Source organism: Streptomyces sp. DT190, assembly GCF_049846985.1.
In the GTDB taxonomy this organism is placed as follows: Bacteria; Actinomycetota; Actinomycetes; order Streptomycetales; family Streptomycetaceae; genus Streptomyces.
On the sequence record NZ_JBNCNM010000008.1, the window covers coordinates 22,569 to 39,051 of the forward strand.

Here is a 16,483-nt window from a genome sequence, read left to right on the forward strand (position 1 = left end):
AACGTAGCACGGGGTGTGGCGCCAGGAACCCGTTCGGTGTTCACCCTTCCGTCATGGACACAGCGAGCATGGGCGCCCACGACGACGTACCCACCGCACCGCGGGCACTGGCCACCGAGGCCGTGCACGCCGGGCGCGACGACCTGGCCCGGCAGGGGCTGCACGCCCCGCCGATCGACCTGTCCACCACCTACCCCTCCTACGACAGCCGCGGCGAGGCGGCCCGGATCGACGCCTTCGCCGCCACCGGCGCCGAGCCGGACGGCCCGCCCGTGTACGGCCGGCTGGGCAACCCGACCGTGGCCCGCTTCGAGACGGCGCTGGCCCGCTTGGAGGGCACCGAGGCGGCGGTCGCCTTCGCCAGCGGCATGGCGGCCCTGAGCGCCGTCCTCCTCGTGCGCGGCTCGATGGGCCTGCGGCACGTCGTCGCCGTGCGCCCCCTGTACGGCTGCAGCGACCATCTGCTGACCGCCGGACTGCTGGGCTCGGAGGTGACCTGGACCGACCCGGCCGGTGTCGCCGACGCGCTGCGCCCGGACACCGGCCTGGTCCTGGTCGAGTCCCCGGCCAATCCGACCCTCGCCGAGGTCGACCTGCGGGCCGTGGCCCACGCCTGCGGTGCGGTGCCGCTGCTGGTGGACAACACCTTCGCCACGCCGGTCCTCCAGCGCCCGGCCGGGCAGGGGGCGCGGCTGGTGCTGCACAGCGCCACCAAGTACCTCGGCGGGCACGGGGACGTGCTGGCGGGCGTGGTCGCCTGCGACGAGGAGTTCGCCGGCCGGCTGCGGCAGGTGCGTTTCGCGACCGGCGGCGTCCTGCACCCGCTGGCCGGCTACCTGCTGTTGCGGGGCCTGTCCACGCTGCCGGTGCGGGTACGGGCCGCGTCCGCCACGGCCGCCGAACTCGCGCGCCGCCTCGCAGCCGACCCGCGGGTGGCCCGCGTGCACTATCCCCGCATCGGGGGCGCCATGGTCGCCTTCGAGGTCCACGGCGACCCCCACGCGGTCATCGCGCGGGTCGGTCTCATCACCCCGGCGGTGAGCCTCGGCAGCGTCGACACGCTCATCCAGCACCCGGCGTCCATCAGCCACCGCATCGTGGACGCGCGGGACCGCCAGGGGGCGGGAGTGAGCGACCGGTTGCTGCGCATGTCCGTGGGCCTGGAGGACGTGGAGGACCTCTGGGCGGATCTGGACCAGGCTCTGCAGCGCCCTCGAAGGGGCGCGGGGAACCGCGCGACCAGCCACAGCGCACCCGCACCCGCCCGGTGACGCACGCCCTACGGCGCAGAGGCGCTCCCCAGCTCCTCCGCACCGCTGGTCACCACGGATTCACTCAGCCGTGCCGTGATGACCAGCGTCCCCTCTTCGACCTGGTAGTCGAGCGGTAGCCCGAGGCCCCGCATCGCGGCGACCATCCCCGTGTTGGAGGCCTGTGTCACGGCGTACACACTCGCGCATCCGGCCTCGCGGGCCAGCGTGACCAGCCGTCCCAGCAACTCGGCGCCCACACCCCGCCGCTGCCACGCGTCCTCGACGAGCAGCGCGACCTCCGTCTCGTCCCCGTCCCACAGGAGGTGGCCGAGTCCGACGATCCGTCCCGAGGCGGTCTGCACGGCGAGCGTGCGGCCGAACCGGGGGCTCAGCAGGTGGTTGAGATAGCGGTCCGCGTCACCGACCGGACCGTGGTAGCGCAGCCTCAGCGTGTGCGCCGAGCACCGGTCGTGCATCGCCCGGGCCGCCTCCACGTCACGCGTGTCGGCCCGCCGCACGGTGATGTCGCTGCCCTCGGCGAGGGTCAGTACGTCCCGGCCGCGCGGAACCCGCGGCCCGAGCCGGGCGTCCAGCTCGACCAGGGCCCTGGCCCGGGCGAACTCCGTGGGGGTGAACGGCAGATAGGGCCGCTCCACGGTGATCACCCCGCCTTCGGGGGCGCGCAGCCGCATCACCGTGTCGTCGAGGGCGGCCTCCACCGCGAGTCCGCTCGGCGCCCGGTCCGCGCCGGCCGGCGCGGGCTGCGAGCGGATGGTGCACCGGCCCAGCAACTGGCGCAGCGCCAGGGGCAGTTCCGCCGCGTCCAGGGCGGTGCGGGCGGCCAGGGAGAGGACCCGGGTCGGCGCGTCCACCAGGTCGTGCGCGTCGGCCCGCTCGATCCAGGTGTCGTTGCCGCCGGCCGACGCGACCGCCGCGGTGACGGCCGCGGCCGGCAGTTCGCCCGGGGCCCGCAGCAGGAACTCGTCCACCGTGCCCTCGGCCAGCGGGTGCGTCTGCAGGCTGAGGATGTCGACCCGGTGCCCGGCCAGGGCCGCGCACAGGGCGGCCAGCGACCCCGGTTCGTCCTTCACCGTGGTCCGCAGCCGCCACAGGGTGTGCGCCCCCGGCACCGGCTCCGGTGCCGGGGACCCGGTATCACTCGTCGGCGGCGCGTGTTCGTGGCGCCGTGTCCGGCGCACCCGGAACGCCTCCGCGAGCCGCTGCCACGGCGTGGCGGGGCGGCAGTCGTCGTTCCGGTGCGGCACTTGGGTCACTTCTCGCGTCATGCACCCACTGTGACGGAGCGGTGTTGCGTGATCGAGAACGCTCTGTGACCAGAGGGTAAAGGGCCCGGTTTCCCCCCTTTGTCGACGCTTCAAACGTTGCGCTCCGTGCCTACTGGCCGACCCGTCCCGGCTGGAGGACCTTGGTGAAGAGCACGGTGCCGTCCTGCTCGCGCAGACGCACCGTCAGCTCGCCGCTGCCGCCGTCGATCGCGACCTCGCCGAAGAACTGGAAGCCGCCGGCGGGCGAGACGTTGGCGGTGGCCGGGGCCTTCACGAACACGCGCTCGGGGCCGAAGGTGGCGTCCAGCGCGCTCGCCGGGAAGGCACCGGCGTTCAGCGGGCCCGAGACGAACTCCCAGAACGGCTCGAAGTCGGTGAAGGCGGCCTTCGACGGCTGGTAGTGCTGGGCCGAGGTGTGGTGCACGTCGGCGGTCAGCCACACCGTGCCGGTGATCTTCCGGTGCTTGATGTGCCGCAGCAGCTCCGCGATCTGCAGTTCACGGCCCAGCGGCTTGCCGGGGTCGCCCTGGGCGACGGCCTCGACGGCCGTGCCGTCGGGCACGACCAGGCCCAGCGGCATGTCGGAGGCAATCACCTTCCACACCGCCCGCGAGCGGGACAGCTCGCGCTTGAGCCACTCCAGCTGCTCGCGCCCGAGGATGCCCTGCGGGTCGGCGGGCTGGTCTCCGGCGGAGTTGGCGTTGCGGTGGGTGCGCATGTCCAGCACGAAGACGTCCAGCAGCGGCCCGTGGCGCTGCACGCGGTAGACCCGGCCGTCGGGGCGGCGCAGCGTGGAGATCGGGAAGTACTCCGAGAACGCCTGCCGGGCGCGGGCCGCGAGCACGTCGACGCGCTTCTCGGTGTAGCGGGCGTCGGTGAGGATCTCGCCCGGGTACCAGTTGTTGGTGACCTCGTGGTCGTCCCACTGGATGATGGACGGCACCCGGGCGTTGAAGGAACGCAGGTTCTCGTCGAGCAGGTTGTAGCGGAAGTTGCCGCGGAACTCCCCGAGCGTCTCGGCGACCTTCGCCTTCTCCTCGGTGGTGATGTTCCGCCAGGTGCGGCCGTCGGGCAGGGCCACGGTCTCGGTGATCGGACCGTCGGCGTAGATGGTGTCGCCGCTGCACAGGAAGAAGTCGGGGTCCAGGGCGGCCATCGCGTTGTAGATCGTGTAGCCGCCGAACTCCGGGTTGATGCCCCAGCCCTGCCCGGCCAGGTCGCCGGACCAGACGAACCGCACGTCGTCGCGGCGTTTCACGGACGCCGTGCGGAAGGTGCCGGTGACCGGCTCGCCCGTGCGGCGCGGGTCGTCCGGGTCGGCCAGCAGCACGCGGTAGTGGATCTGCTCGCCGGGCGGCAGGCCGCGCAGCCGGGTGGTGCCGGTGAAGTCCGTGTGGGAGCCCAGCAGCGGGCCGTGCCATCTGCGGGGGTTGCGGAACGACTCGGTGGCCGACGTCTCGACGATCATCCGGGCCGGCCGGTCGGAGCGCACCCACACCAGCCCGGAGTCGCAGGTCACGTCTCCCGTCTGGACGCCCCAGCCCGCGGCGGGACGCCCCGAGCGCGCGAAGGCGGGCGCCGCGCCGAGCGTGGTGGGCAGGGACAGGGCCGCCGACGCGGCGAGGGAGCCGCGCAGGACGCTACGGCGCCCGGGGAACGGACGGTGGGACATGGATACGCCTCCAGGGACGGGATCCGGCCAGTGTGCAGAGCCACACCTACTGGCACGCCGCAGCGCACACGCGAACCCCAAGTGAACAACCGACCGCGGGGTGAGGGAACCCGGCGGCGGGTGCGGGTCAGCCGGTGGCCGCCCGCGCCATCAGCCCCACGCCCTCGGCGATCCGGGCGGGCGGCACATGGGCGTAGCCGAGCACGAGCCGTATCTCCTTCGACTCGCCCTCGCGGCCGTTCTGTCCGCCCACGCCGTCCATGCCGTCCGCGCCGTCCTGGCCGGGCGGGTGGGCGTAGGCCGACAGCGGGCGCAGCGCCACTCCGGCCGCCGCCACGCGCGCGAGGAACCGGTCCTCGGGGCCGTACCGTCCCGGCAGGGTGGCGATGACGTGCAGGCCCGCGGCGATGCCGGACACCCGGGAGCCCGGGAAGTGCGCGTCCAGGGCGGCGACCAGCGCGTCGCGGCGCTCGCGGTAGGCGCGCTGGCAGCGGCGGAGCTGGCGGTCGTACTCGCCGCGTTCCAGGAAGCGGGCGAACAGCGCCTGGTCGAGGGCCGGATGGCCGAGGTCCATGGTGCGTTTGCGCTCGACGACGTCGTCCGTCCACGACTCCGGCACCAGCAGCCAGCCCAGCCGCAGGCCCGGGGCGAGCGACTTGCTGACCGAGCCCGTGTAGGCGACGTGGTCCGGGTCGAGACCCTGCAGGGCGCCGACCGGAGCCCGGTCGTAGCGGAAGTCGCCGTCGTAGTCGTCCTCCAGGACGATGCCGCCCACGGACCGCGCCCAGTCCAGCAGTTCGGCCCGGCGACGGGCGGAGTAGGCGATGCCGGTGGGGAACTGGTGGGCCGGCGTCGTCACCACGGCCCGCACGCCCGACGCCCGCAGCGCCTCCATGACGAGGCCCTCACCGTCCACGGGCACCGGGACGGCGCCCACCCCGGCCGCCGCGTACAGCGTGTCGTGCTGGGGGCTGCCGGGGTCCTCGACCCCGACCGTGCGCAACCCGCGCGCGTGCAGCGCGAAACCCAGCAGGGTCGTCGCCTGGGCGACCCCGGAGACCACCACGATCCGCTCCGGGTCGGCCACCACGCCCCGCCGCCGGGCGAGCAGTTCGGCCAGGGCGGTCCGCAGCCGGGGCAGTCCGCGCGGATCGGGGTAGCCAAGCTCCTGGTGCGGCAGCTCCGCCAGGACGCCGCGCTGCGCGGCCGCCCACGCCGAACGCGGGAACAGCGCCAGGTCCGGCGTCCCGGGCACGAAGTCGGCGCGGGTGCCGGGCGAGCGCGGGGCGAGGTCGTGCGCGCGCGGTGGGGCCGCCCGTACGGCCGCTCCCACCCAGGTCCCGGCGCCCCGGCCGCTGCGCAGGTAGCCCTCCGCCGTCAGCTGCTCGTACGCCTCCGTCACGAGCCCCCGGGACACCCCCAGGTCCGCCGCGAGGTCCCGGCTCGACGGCAGCCGGGTGCCCGGTGCCAGCCGGCCGGAGCGGACCGCCTCGCGCAGCGCCGCCTGCAGGGAGCGGCCACGCGTGCGTGCCGGTGCCGAAGCGGCCGGGAGCAGCAACTCCCAGGCCGCGGACGCGGCATCCGCGTCCGGATCGCTCTGCGCTGGCCTCATGGAGGGAGACCTTAGAGGCTCCCCGGCCCGGCGTTCGCGGCCGCCGTGGGTCAGCGGCTGCCGTCGAGGACGACCCGGGCCACCAGTGCCGGGTCGTCGTTCATCGGGACGTGTCCGCAGCCGGGCAGCCGCACCAGGCGGGCCCGCGGGATGACGGTCTTGGCGCGCACGCCCTGGCGGGGGATGAGCAGCCGGTCCCGGTTGCCCCACGCCACGGTGACCGGCGTGCCCACGATGTCGTCGGTGAACTGCACGGTCCGGCCCGAGCGGAGCGTCTCCGAGAAGCCCTGGGCCCGGGCCAGCGCGAGCGTCTCGGCGACCACCGCCTCGGGCGCGCGGCGTCCCGGCCGGGCGTAGATGGTGCTCGTCAGCAGGGTCCGGCCGATCGCGGGGCGGGCCAGCCGCTCGACCACGGGCGGCGGGATCCGCCGGGCGATCTGCCGCATGGCCGTCAGCACGGTGAAGGCGTAGCGCCGCTCGGCCTCGTTCCAGAATCCGGCGGGGGACAGGGCCGTGACGGACCGGACCAGCCGCGCCCGGGCCAGGTCCAGCGCCAGCAGGCCGCCCAGCGAGTTGCCCGCCACGTGCGGCCGTTCGATGTCCAGCGCCGCGCAGAGCGCCACCAGCACGGCGTTCATCGTCGGCAGGTCGTGCGCCATGCCGTCCGGGAGCGCCGGCGACTCGCCGCACCCCGGCAGGTCGACCGCGATGACGTCGCGCTCGGCCGCCAGCGCGGGCAGCACCGGGTCCCACACCTGCCGGTGGTGACCGATGCCGTGCAGCAGCAGCAGTGGTTCACCGCTGCCCCGGCGCGTGTACGCGAGGGTCACGGTCCGGTCGCCGTGCGCGGTGGCGACTTCGAAGGAGGCGGTGGTCGGCATGCGGTGCTCCTCGGCTGGGCTCGCTGACGGACGATGTAGACAGCTTGTCAGCAATTGCTACCGGCGGGTAGCCCCCGGTGCCCGGCGTCCACGGCCCGGACGGCCCGGTGTGACCGGGCTGTCCGAGAAGGGGCGATTCCGCCTGGACAGGGCCGCGGCCGTGGGCTGGGATGGGGGTCGTGACCACCGAGACCGCGACCGACGTCTTCGAAGCCCACCGCCCCGTCCTGCTGGGCGTCGCCTACCGGATGCTGGGCCGGGTGGCCGACGCGGAGGACGTCGTCCAGGACGCCTGGCTGCGCTGGTCCGCCGCCGACCGCGCCGACGTGCGCGAACCACGCGGCTACCTCGTCCGCGTCACCACCCGCCTCGCCATCGACCGGCTGCGCCAGATCAAGGCGCGCGGCGAGACCTACGTCGGCCCCTGGCTGCCGGAGCCCTACGTCACCGACTTCGGCGCCACCGTGCCGGACACCGCCGAACGGGCCGTGCTCGCCGATTCCGTCTCGCTCGCCGTCCTCGTCGTCCTGGAGTCGCTGTCACCGCTGGAACGGGCGGTGTTCGTGCTGCGCGAGGCCTTCGGCTTCCCGTACGCCGACATCGCCGCCATGCTCGACCGCGGCGAACCGGCCGTGCGCCAGCTCGCCGGACGCGCGCGCAAGCACGTCGAGGAGGGCAGGCCGCGCTACGAGGTCGATCCCGCCCAGCGCCGCGACCTCACCGAACGGTTCCTCGCCGCCGCGGCCGAGGGCGACCTCGAAGGACTGATGGCGCTGCTCGCCCCGGACGTCCGCCTCATCGGCGACAGCGGCGGCAAGGCGCAGGCGCCGCTGCGCGTGCTGCAGACGGCCGACAAGGTGGGCCGCTTCCTCGTGGGCGCCGCGCGCAAGGGCCTGGCGGACTTCTCCGTACGGTTCCTGGAGCTCAACGGCGGCCCGGCCGTGCTGGTCCTGTCCGGCGACAAGCCCGACGCGGTCTTCCAGCTCGACGTCGCCGAGGGGCGCGTTCAGGCCGTCTACGTCGTCCGCAACCCCGACAAGCTGCGGTCGCTGGCCCTCTGAGGAAACCCCTCACGATGCCGACGGCGCCCTCATTGCGGCGCCGTGAACGTTCCCGGCATTGGTCTTGACCAAGGATCAGGGCCGCCCTATGGTCGCAGAGAAGTGCAACAACCTTTAATAAACAAGGGCGCTAAAACGCCGCCGACCACGGCTATTGCGGAGGACAGGGTGGGGACCACGCAGCTGGAATCGGTGCCGGAACCGAAGTACTGGCATCTCAAGACCGTGCTCAGCCAAGCGCTCGACTCCGAGTTCTCGGTGGGGGAGATCCTGCCCAACGAGCGCGATCTGGCGGCCCGTTTCGGCGTCGCCCGCGCCACGCTCCGCCAGGCCCTGGAGCAGCTCGAACTGGAAGGCAGGCTGCAGCGCCGCCGCGGTGTCGGCACGACCGTCGCCCCGCCCCGCATGGGCGTCTCCCTCGGCACCGGCCCGCACACCTGGCCCGGCGGCCCCGAGGACGCCTGGCACCCGGTGGACTGCACCACGGCGGTACCGCCCGCGGCCGTCGCCGAGGCGCTGGAGACGGGCCGTGACGAGCCCGTGCACATCGTGCGCCGCTCCCGCGTGTCGCACGGCCGGCCGGTGGCCGCCGAACTGCTCTACATCCCGGACTTCTCGGTGCCCGAGCTGTCCGGCATAGACGCTCCGTCCGGGGCGGCACGCGCGCGTGCGGTCCTGCGCGAGCTGCAGCGCAGGGAGCTGGAACGGCAGGAGAACGCGGTGGAGCTCGGCTCCGCCGGCGCGGACGACGCCAAGGAACTGGACCGGCTGCCCGGGGCGCCCGTCCTCGTCGTCACGACCCGGTTCGTCGCGGCCGGGCGTACGGCCGCGCTGTCGGTGGCGACCTACCGCGCGGACACGTGCCGGCTCACCTTCGGTGACGCGGGGGGCGTGGAGATCCACGCCGGGCCGCAGCAGCGCGCGTCCTGACCTTTCGCCGTCGCAGGGGGCTGCGCCGAGGCCGCGGGTGGGTGGCCGCCCGCGCCCCCACGGCCTGCCCCACGGGCAGGGTCTAGAAGGGAGTCCCCCTGCCCTCCACCGTGAACAACTGCTCCTCCACGTGGTCCAGGGCGAGGCGCAGGGCGCCCGTCGCCACGGCCGCGTCGCCGAGGCGGGAGAGGGTGACCTGCGGGGGACGCAGACAGTACCGGGCGAGTTCCTGACGCAGGGGCTCCAGGACGCCGTCCAGGCCCGCCGCCCACCCGCCGATGACGACGAGCTCCGGGTCCAGGGCGAGGGCGAGGGCCGCCACGTCATGGACCAGGCGCTGGATGAAGCGGTCGACGGCGGCCCGGGCCCGCTGGTCGCCCTCGCGGGCCTGCGCGAAGACCTCGGCGACCGCCTGCTCGTCGAGGGGGTGCAGGGGCTCGTCCGTGGTCGACAGCAGCGTCTCCGGCGTCACCTCACGGCCCAGCAGGTGCAGCGCCCCGATCTCGCCGGCCGCGCCGCCGTAGCCCCGGTGCAGCCGCCCGCCGATCAGCGAACCGGCGCCCGGGCTGAGCCCCGCCAGGACGTAGACCACGTCGTCGGACTCGGTGGCCGCGCCCTTCCAGTGCTCGGCGACGGCGGCCGCGTTGGCGTCGTTCTCCACCAGCACCGGGCACTTGAAGGACCGGCTGAGCCGCTCGCCCAGCCGCAGCCCCGTCCACCCCGGCAGGGCCGTGCCGAGCCGTACCGTGCCGTCCGCCTCGACGATCCCGGGTGTGGCCACCCCCACGGCCCGCAGCGAGCCCCGCGCGACCCCGGCCCGCCGCAGCAGTTCGGCGACGGCACCGCGCAGCCGCTCCAGGCGCTCGTCGGCCTCCGCCGTCTCCGCGACGTCCTTGGCCTGGGCGCCGATCACCCGGCCGTCCAGGTCGGACAGCAGCACGGCCACCCGGCGTGCGCCGACCTCCACACCGAGCAGGTGCCCGGCCTCCGCCCGGAACCGGAACCGCCGGGCCGGCCGTCCCTGCCGCCGGGCGGCTCCCTCCTCGGCCGCCTTCTCGACGACCAGCCCGGCCTCGATGAGCCCTTCCACGACGCCCTCGACCGTCGGCCTCGACAGGCCCGTCACCCGGGTGATCTCGGTCAGCGTCGCGCAGTCCGTGGCACGCAGCGCGTGCAGCACCACCGCGGAGTTGATCCTTCGCAGCAGCGAGGGATCCCCGCCGGTCAGCCGCCCCACCGTCCGTCCTCCCAGGTCGTGCGCGTGTTGGCCGGATCGTACTTCGGCGTGGCGCGCCCCGGCGAGGGGCGGGCCACGCCGCGGGTGCTCAGCCCGGTGCCACGAACCCCGACTCGTACGCCGCGATCACCGCCTGTGTGCGGTCCCGCGCCCCCAGCTTCGCCAGCACGGAGCTGACGTGCGACTTCACGGTCTCCGTCCCGACGACCAGCCGGTCCGCGATCTCCGCGTTGGACAGGCCACGCGCCATCAGCCGCAGCACCTCCGCCTCACGCTCGGTCAGACGGGCCCGCTCCAGCACGGCGCGCGCCGCGCGGTTGCCGCCGCTGTCGCCGTACTCCGCGGCGAGTTGCCGCACCGAGGCCGGGAACAGCAGCGACTCGCCCTCGGCGATCAACCGCACCGCGTGCACGATCTCGGCGGGCCGGGCCCGTTTCAGCAGAAACCCGTCGGCGCCCGCGCGCAGCGCCTCGTAGACGTACTCGTCGTTCTCGAAGGTCGTCACCACGAGGATGCGCGGCGGCTCGTCGACGGTCCGCAGCAGCGCCCGGGTGGCCTCGATGCCGTCCAGCAGCGGCATCCGGACGTCCATGGCCACCACGTCCGGCCGCAGTTGCCGCACCAGCGGGATCACCGCGGCCCCGTCGGCCGCCTCCCCGACGACCTCGATGTCGGGCTGCGCCTCCAGCACGGCCCGCAGACCGGCGCGCACGAGGGGTTCGTCGTCGACGAGGAGAACGGTGACCGGCATCGGGCCAGCGTAGATCAACTCAACGGCAGTTCAGCGTGGACCTGCCAGTCACCCCCGTCGGGTCCGGTCCGGGCCTGCCCGCCGAGCAGGGCCGCGCGCTCGCGTATGCCGCGCAGGCCGCTGCCCCGCCCGGGGCCCGGCGCCCCGGCGGGCATTGGGTTGCGTATCGCGAGGACGAGCGTGTCACCGGCCACCCGTACGCGGACCCGGACCGGGACCGTACCCGCGTGCCGCAGCACGTTCGTGAGCGCCTCCTGCAGGATCCGGTAGCCCTCCCGGGACACCGGCCCGGGCACCGTCTCCACCGGGCCGGTCACCTCGGCGTCCACCTCCGCCCCCGAGGAACGCGCGGACTCCAGCAGCCGGTCGGCGTCCACGAGGGTCGGTCTCCCGCCGGCCGGCCTCCCCGACTCGCGCAGCACACCGAGGACCCGCTCCAGGTCCTCCAGGGCGGCCCGGCCGGTCTCCTCGATGGCGCTCAGCGCCCGGTCGGTGAAGGCGGGATCAGCCGCCGCCCGCGCGGCTCCCGCCTGGACGACGGCGACCGTCAGCGCGTGGCCGATGGAGTCGTGCAACTCGCGGGCGATCCTGGTGCGTTCCAGCAGCTGTTCGGTCCGCTCCTCCAGCGCGGCGACCCGCTCGACGGGGGAGGGGCCGAGGAGCCGCACGGCCAGCGCGGTGACGAGGTGGCCCGACCGGACGACCACCACGGGCAACAGCAGCAAGGGCACGGGCGCGAGCAGGCCGTACCACCAGTGGTGCCCCGGGAGGGGCAGCAGCGCACCGCCCCCCGGACCCCCGCCCAGGGCCGTGGTCGTCAGGTCGATCGACAGGAGCGGCAACTGCACGGAGAGCATGGCCACGACGTAGCCGATGACGAGCCGGGCCTGGAGCCACACCACGGTGCGGCCCCGGTCGGCCCAGGTCGCCGAGGGGGCGGCCACGATCTCCGCACTCGCGCTGTCGGGCCGGTGGCCCGTCAGCAGCAGCCGGGCCTGCAGCCCCTCCACCAGCCGCATCGCGGGCACGAGACCGGCGAGTCCGAGCAGCACGGCCGCCGAGACCTGCGTCCACCACGCCTCCTCGACGAACAGCCACAGCGACGGCCACACGACGGCCATGGCGAGATGCAGCCAACGCGTGTACGTCACCGCCCGCGTCAACGGGCGCAGCATGCGGACCATGGCGTCATCGTGCCAGCCGCCACCGACAACGGGCCTCCCCCGCACGGGGGAGGCGATCTCCACCCCCGGGGGAGGCCCGCACCCCGCTGCCGCGGCCACGCTGCTGCCATGACCAGCATCGACGTCCAGGACCTGACCAAGGAGTTCGGCGGCCGGCGGGCCGTGGACCGCCTCACCTTCCGGGTGCTGCCCGGCCGCGTCACCGGGTTCCTCGGCCCCAACGGCGCCGGGAAGTCCACCACCATGCGGCTGGTGCTCGGCCTCGACCGGCCGAGCGCCGGTTCCGCCACGCTCGGCGGCCGTGCCTACCCGCTGCTGCGCGAACCCCTGCGCCACGTGGGCGCCCTGCTCGACGCGCAGGCCGCGCACGGCTCCCGCACCGCCCGCGACCATCTGCGGATCCTGGCGGTGAGCAACCGCATCCCGGACCGGCGGGTCGACGAGGTGCTGGAGGAGACGGGCCTGGCCGCCGTGGCCCGCCGCCGCGTGCGGACGTACTCTCTGGGCATGCGCCAGCGGCTCGGCATCGCCGCCGCCCTGCTGGGCGACCCCGAAGTGGTCATGCTCGACGAGCCGTCCAACGGCCTCGACCCCGAGGGCATCGTGTGGATCCGGCAGTTGCTGCGCCGCCTCGCCGCGCAGGGCCGCACGGTGCTGGTCTCCAGCCACCTGATGAACGAGACGGCGTCCTTCGCCGACCACCTCGTCGTCCTCGGCCGCGGCCGCCTGCTCGCCGACACCCCGATGCGGGACTTCATCCACGGGCGCGTGCGGCCCCGCGTCCGCATCCGCACCACCGATCCCGCCGCCCTGACCCGCGCCCTCGCCCGGCACGGCCACGACCCCGTGGAACACCCGGACGGGCACTGGACCGTGCACCACGCGCGCGTGGACGACATCGGCCGTATCGCCTCGGCCGCGGGCGTCCCGGTCCTGGAACTCGCTGCCGAGGAGGGCACGTTGGAGCAGGCCTACCTCGACCTCACCGAAGCCGAGACCGAGTTCGCCGCACAGCCCCAGGAGGCCTGACCATGGACCGCACGCCCGTACTCCGCTCCGAGTGGCTGAAGATCCGCACCCTGCGGTCCCTGCCCGGGGCGCTGCTGGCCCTGTTCGCCGCGACCACGGCGTTCTCCGCCCTCGCCGGGGCCTCCGGCACGTCGGACCCGGACTTCGACCCGCTGTTCACGGCCCTGTCCGGTGTCGTACCGGGGCAGATCGCGGCCGTCTCCTTCGGCGCCATGGCCGTGTCGGCGGAGTTCCACCCCGGAGCGCTGCGGCTCTCGCTGGCCGCGGTGCCGCAGCGGGCCCGTTGGTTCGCGGCCAAGGCGGCCGTGATCGCCGTACCGGTGTTCCTGGTGGGGCTGTTGACGGCCGCGGCGGCCCTGATCGCGGGGCGGGCGGGGCTCGGCGCGGCGGCCGACGGGCTCGGTGCCGGACAGCAGGTGCGCGGCGTCGTGGGCTGCGGCGTCTACCTGACCCTGATGGCCCTGCTCGCGGCGGGGCTCGCCGCCCTGCTGCGCAGCGGGGTGGCCACCCTGTCCCTGCTGATCCCGTTCATCCTCGTCGTGTCCTTCGTGGTCGGCGACGCGACGGGCACGCTCGCCGACTTCCTCCCCGACAAGGCGGGACAGCTCGTCCTGCGCACGACCTACGACGGAACCCTCGGTCCCTGGTCGGGGCTCGCGGTGACCGCGCTGTGGACGGCCGCCGCCCTGCTGCTCGGAGGGTGGAGCCTGCGCCGCAGGGACGCCTGAGAGAGGGCCGGTCTGATGCCCCGCCAAGTGTCAGTGGCGGCGGGTTTACTGGAGCCATGAACATCGCACAGCACATCGCCCTCATCGACGAGCTGTGCTACCGCCCCTTCCCGGCGGAGCACGGCCCGTCGGACGTCGGCGCCTCGGGGCCCGGCCGGCACGTCGCGGTGTTAGACGCCGCGGCGGACGACGACCCGGCGGAGTGGGCGGTGGTCGTGGACCAGCTGGAGAAGGACCGGGACGCCGTCTGCGAGCTGCTGGCCACGCGGTGGGGCGACACACCGCCGTACAGCCTGCAGACGGTCCTGCTGCGCACCGAGCGCGAGGAGATACCCGTGCCCTGGGCCGAGTTGAGCGAGCGCGCGAGCATCGCCCACGTGTGGGAAGTCGAGGGCACGGGCCGCTGGGTCGCCGTGGCGGTCACCGACCGGGACGCCTCGCAGGGGCCGCAGCTGCTCGCCCTGGTGACGGAGACCGCCCCGCCGTGAGCGGCCGCCGCCACGGGGCAGCGACGGGCCGTGAGCGGTCAGCCCTCGCCCGCCGCCTCCCGGAGCCGGGCGAACTCCTCGGCCATCGTCTCGGCCGTCCAGTGCGCGTTCAGCCCGCTCGGATTGGGCAGCACCCACACGCGCGTGTCCCCGATCCTGCGTGCCTGCGGCCCGATCCGCGCCTTGCGGTCGTCGAACGCGGCCCGGTACGCGGTCACCCCCACCACCGCCAGCCAGCGCGGCCGCAGCCGCCCCACCTTCAGCGCGAGCAGCCGCCCGCCCTCCCGGTACTCCTCGGCGCTCAGCTCGTCGGCCCGCGCGGTCGCCCGCGCCACGACGTTGGTGATGCCGAGCCCGTACGACAGCAGCTCGCCCTGCTCGGCGGGCTTCAGCAGCCGCGGCGTGAACCCGGACCGGTGCAGCACCGGCCAGAAGCGGTTGCCCGGGCGCGCGAAGTGATGGCCTGTGGCGGCCGTCATCAGCCCGGGGTTGATGCCGCAGAACAGGACGCGCAGGTCCTCCGCGACCACGTCCGGCACGACGCGGTCGCGGGCGGCCTCCAGTTCCTCGGGGGTGAAGCGGGGCATCGCGTGCGGCGCGTCAGAGGATCGCGCCGGGCGTGTAACCCGCGGCGCCGGGGTGCTGCTTGACGATCTCCTCGACCCGGGCGACGACGGTGGCCACCTGGTCGCCCGCGGCGCCCGTGAAGGACAGCTTGTCGGCCATCAGCGCATCCAGCTGTTCGCGGTCCAGCGGGATACGGGCGTCGGCGGCCAGCTTGTCCAGCAGTTCGTTGCGCTCGGAGCCCTGCTCGCGCATGGCGAGCGCGGAGGCGACGGCGTTCTCCTTGATCGCCTCGTGCGCGAGCTCCCGGCCCACACCCGCACGCACGGCGCCCATCAGCACCTTGGTGGTGGCGAGGAACGGCAGGTAGCGGTCCAGCTCCCGGGCGACGACCGCCGGGAACGCGCCGAACTCGTCCAGCACCGTCAAGAACGTCTCCAGCAGGCCGTCCAGCGCGAAGAACGCGTCCGGCAGCGCGACCCGGCGCACCACCGAGCAGGACACGTCGCCCTCGTTCCACTGGTCGCCCGCCAGCTCGCCCGTCATCGAGGCGTAGCCGCGCAGGATCACCATCAGGCCGTTGACCCGCTCGCAGGAGCGGGTGTTCATCTTGTGCGGCATGGCGGAGGAGCCGACCTGGCCGGGCTTGAAGCCCTCGGTGACCAGCTCGTGCCCGGCCATCAGCCGGATCGTCTTGGCCAGCGACGAGGGCGCCGCCGCCAGTTGCACCAGCGCGGTGACGACCTCGTAGTCCAGCGAGCGCGGGTAGACCTGGCCGACCGAGGTGAAGGCCTGCGAGAAGCCCAGGTGCGCGGCGATCCGCTGCTCCAGGTCCGCGAGCTTCGCGGCGTCCCCGCCCAGCAGGTCGAGCATGTCCTGCGCGGTGCCGACGGGGCCCTTGATGCCGCGCAGCGGGTAGCGGCCCAGCAGCTCCTCGGCGCGGCCGTAGGCGACCAGCAGCTCGTCGGCGGCGGTCGCGAAACGCTTGCCGAGGGTGGTGGCCTGCGCGGCCACGTTGTGCGAGCGGCCGGCCATGACGAGCTCGCCGTACTCCCCGGCCAGCTTGCCCAGGCGCGCCAGGACCGCGACCGTGCGGTCGCGCATCAGCTCGAGCGAGAGCCGGATCTGGAGCTGCTCGACGTTCTCGGTGAGGTCGCGGGAGGTCATGCCCTTGTGCACGTGCTCGTGCCCGGCGAGGTCGTTGAACTCCTCGATCCGCGCCTTCACGTCGTGCCGGGTGACCTTCTCGCGCTCGGCGATGGAGGCCAGGTCGACGGTGTCGAGGACCCGCTCGTAGTCGGCGAGCGCCGCGTCCGGCACCTCGATCCCGAGGTCCTTCTGGGCGCGGAGCACGGCGAGCCAGAGCTGCCGCTCCAGCCTCACCTTCTGCTCGGGCGACCAGAGCGTGGCGAGCTCGGCGGAGGCGTAGCGTCCGGCGAGGACGTTCGGGATGCGGGGCTTGGCGGGAGCGGAAGTCACGTGCACGGATTCTACTGGCGATTCGTGCAGGCCAGCGCAGCGGGTGCGTTCGTCGGAACCTACGAGAGCGCCGCGGCGGTGACGACCGGCGGCCTGGCAGGGCCGCCGCTCCCGCCGGGCGGGCCGTCACGCGCCCGGGCCGGACCGGTCCGTCAGGGGGGCCGCCCTGCGCGGTCGAGCCGGGCCCGGCGCAGCGGCTGCGGGGCGCCGGGACGCGCATTTCCTGGCGGCCGGGCGAGCCGACCCCGCAGTGCGGGTGTCCCGTGGCCGGGCTGGGTCTGCGGTGCGGGTGTCCCGTGGCCGGGCTGGGTCTGCGGTGCGGGTGTCC

Annotated in this window: 15 protein-coding genes; 6 read left to right on the forward strand and 9 right to left on the reverse strand. The window is 74.4% G+C overall.

What is annotated here, in order from left to right; translation table 11 throughout:
* The first annotated feature begins 53 nt into the window (after positions 1–53).
* Positions 54–1,271: a trans-sulfuration enzyme family protein gene (locus ACPXCS_RS16185; protein WP_425950241.1), complete on the forward strand. Its 1,218-nt coding sequence runs from the start codon at positions 54–56 to the stop codon at positions 1,269–1,271.
* A gap of 8 nt (positions 1,272–1,279) precedes the next feature.
* On the opposite strand, the gene ACPXCS_RS16190 is transcribed toward ACPXCS_RS16185, so the two are convergent.
* The 4 genes from ACPXCS_RS16190 to ACPXCS_RS16205 all read right to left on the reverse strand — a co-directional run bounded on the left by ACPXCS_RS16190 (position 1,280) and on the right by ACPXCS_RS16205 (position 6,704).
* Positions 1,280–2,539 (reverse strand): GNAT family N-acetyltransferase, encoded by a 1,260-nt coding sequence (locus ACPXCS_RS16190; protein WP_425950242.1) that lies wholly within the window; start codon positions 2,537–2,539, stop codon positions 1,280–1,282.
* A 109-nt stretch (positions 2,540–2,648) separates the two neighbouring features.
* Entirely contained in the window at positions 2,649–4,211 is a 1,563-nt protein-coding gene (locus ACPXCS_RS16195; RefSeq protein WP_425950244.1) for an alkaline phosphatase D family protein, read from the reverse strand.
* Between the two features lie 127 nt (positions 4,212–4,338).
* On the reverse strand, positions 4,339–5,823 hold the full coding sequence (locus ACPXCS_RS16200) for a PLP-dependent aminotransferase family protein (RefSeq protein WP_425950246.1): 1,485 nt from the start codon (positions 5,821–5,823) through the stop codon (positions 4,339–4,341).
* Between the two features lie 50 nt (positions 5,824–5,873).
* Positions 5,874–6,704, reverse strand: a complete 831-nt coding sequence (locus tag ACPXCS_RS16205) for an alpha/beta fold hydrolase (RefSeq protein ID WP_425950247.1) — start codon at positions 6,702–6,704, stop codon at positions 5,874–5,876.
* A 179-nt stretch (positions 6,705–6,883) separates the two neighbouring features.
* Between ACPXCS_RS16205 and ACPXCS_RS16210 the strand changes: the two genes are divergently transcribed.
* Together ACPXCS_RS16210 and ACPXCS_RS16215 are read left to right on the forward strand one after the other, a co-directional pair.
* Complete coding sequence (locus ACPXCS_RS16210) at positions 6,884–7,765, forward strand: RNA polymerase sigma-70 factor (protein ID WP_425950249.1); 882 nt, start codon at positions 6,884–6,886, stop codon at positions 7,763–7,765.
* 168 nt (positions 7,766–7,933) lie between these two features.
* The gene (locus ACPXCS_RS16215) at positions 7,934–8,695 is read left to right on the forward strand and encodes a GntR family transcriptional regulator (protein ID WP_425950250.1); all 762 of its coding nucleotides are present in this window, start codon (positions 7,934–7,936) and stop codon (positions 8,693–8,695) included.
* A gap of 82 nt (positions 8,696–8,777) precedes the next feature.
* On the opposite strand, the gene ACPXCS_RS16220 is transcribed toward ACPXCS_RS16215, so the two are convergent.
* The 3 genes from ACPXCS_RS16220 to ACPXCS_RS16230 form a co-directional block, all read right to left on the reverse strand.
* The gene (locus tag ACPXCS_RS16220; protein ID WP_425950252.1) at positions 8,778–9,932 is read right to left on the reverse strand and encodes an ROK family transcriptional regulator; all 1,155 of its coding nucleotides are present in this window, start codon (positions 9,930–9,932) and stop codon (positions 8,778–8,780) included.
* Between the two features lie 88 nt (positions 9,933–10,020).
* The gene (locus tag ACPXCS_RS16225) at positions 10,021–10,683 is read right to left on the reverse strand and encodes a response regulator transcription factor (RefSeq protein ID WP_425950254.1); all 663 of its coding nucleotides are present in this window, start codon (positions 10,681–10,683) and stop codon (positions 10,021–10,023) included.
* Between the two features lie 14 nt (positions 10,684–10,697).
* Entirely contained in the window at positions 10,698–11,867 is a 1,170-nt protein-coding gene (locus ACPXCS_RS16230; RefSeq protein ID WP_425950256.1) for a sensor histidine kinase, read from the reverse strand.
* Positions 11,868–11,975: 108 nt separating this feature from the next.
* Between ACPXCS_RS16230 and ACPXCS_RS16235 the strand changes: the two genes are divergently transcribed.
* The 3 genes from ACPXCS_RS16235 to ACPXCS_RS16245 are packed head-to-tail and all read left to right on the forward strand — an operon-like array spanning position 11,976 to position 14,112.
* Positions 11,976–12,896 (forward strand): ABC transporter ATP-binding protein, encoded by a 921-nt coding sequence (locus ACPXCS_RS16235; protein WP_425950257.1) that lies wholly within the window; start codon positions 11,976–11,978, stop codon positions 12,894–12,896.
* Positions 12,897–12,898: 2 nt separating this feature from the next.
* Positions 12,899–13,624, forward strand: a complete 726-nt coding sequence (locus ACPXCS_RS16240) for an ABC transporter permease (protein ID WP_425950259.1) — start codon at positions 12,899–12,901, stop codon at positions 13,622–13,624.
* Between the two features lie 56 nt (positions 13,625–13,680).
* Positions 13,681–14,112, forward strand: a complete 432-nt coding sequence (locus ACPXCS_RS16245; protein WP_425950260.1) for a hypothetical protein — start codon at positions 13,681–13,683, stop codon at positions 14,110–14,112.
* Positions 14,113–14,150: 38 nt separating this feature from the next.
* Here ACPXCS_RS16245 and mug read toward each other — a convergent pair whose 3' ends face one another.
* Together mug and purB are read right to left on the reverse strand one after the other, a co-directional pair.
* Positions 14,151–14,699 (reverse strand): G/U mismatch-specific DNA glycosylase, encoded by a 549-nt coding sequence (mug, locus tag ACPXCS_RS16250; protein ID WP_425950261.1) that lies wholly within the window; start codon positions 14,697–14,699, stop codon positions 14,151–14,153.
* Positions 14,700–14,712: 13 nt separating this feature from the next.
* Entirely contained in the window at positions 14,713–16,155 is a 1,443-nt protein-coding gene (purB, locus tag ACPXCS_RS16255) for an adenylosuccinate lyase (protein ID WP_425950263.1), read from the reverse strand.
* Positions 16,156–16,483 lie beyond the last annotated feature (328 nt).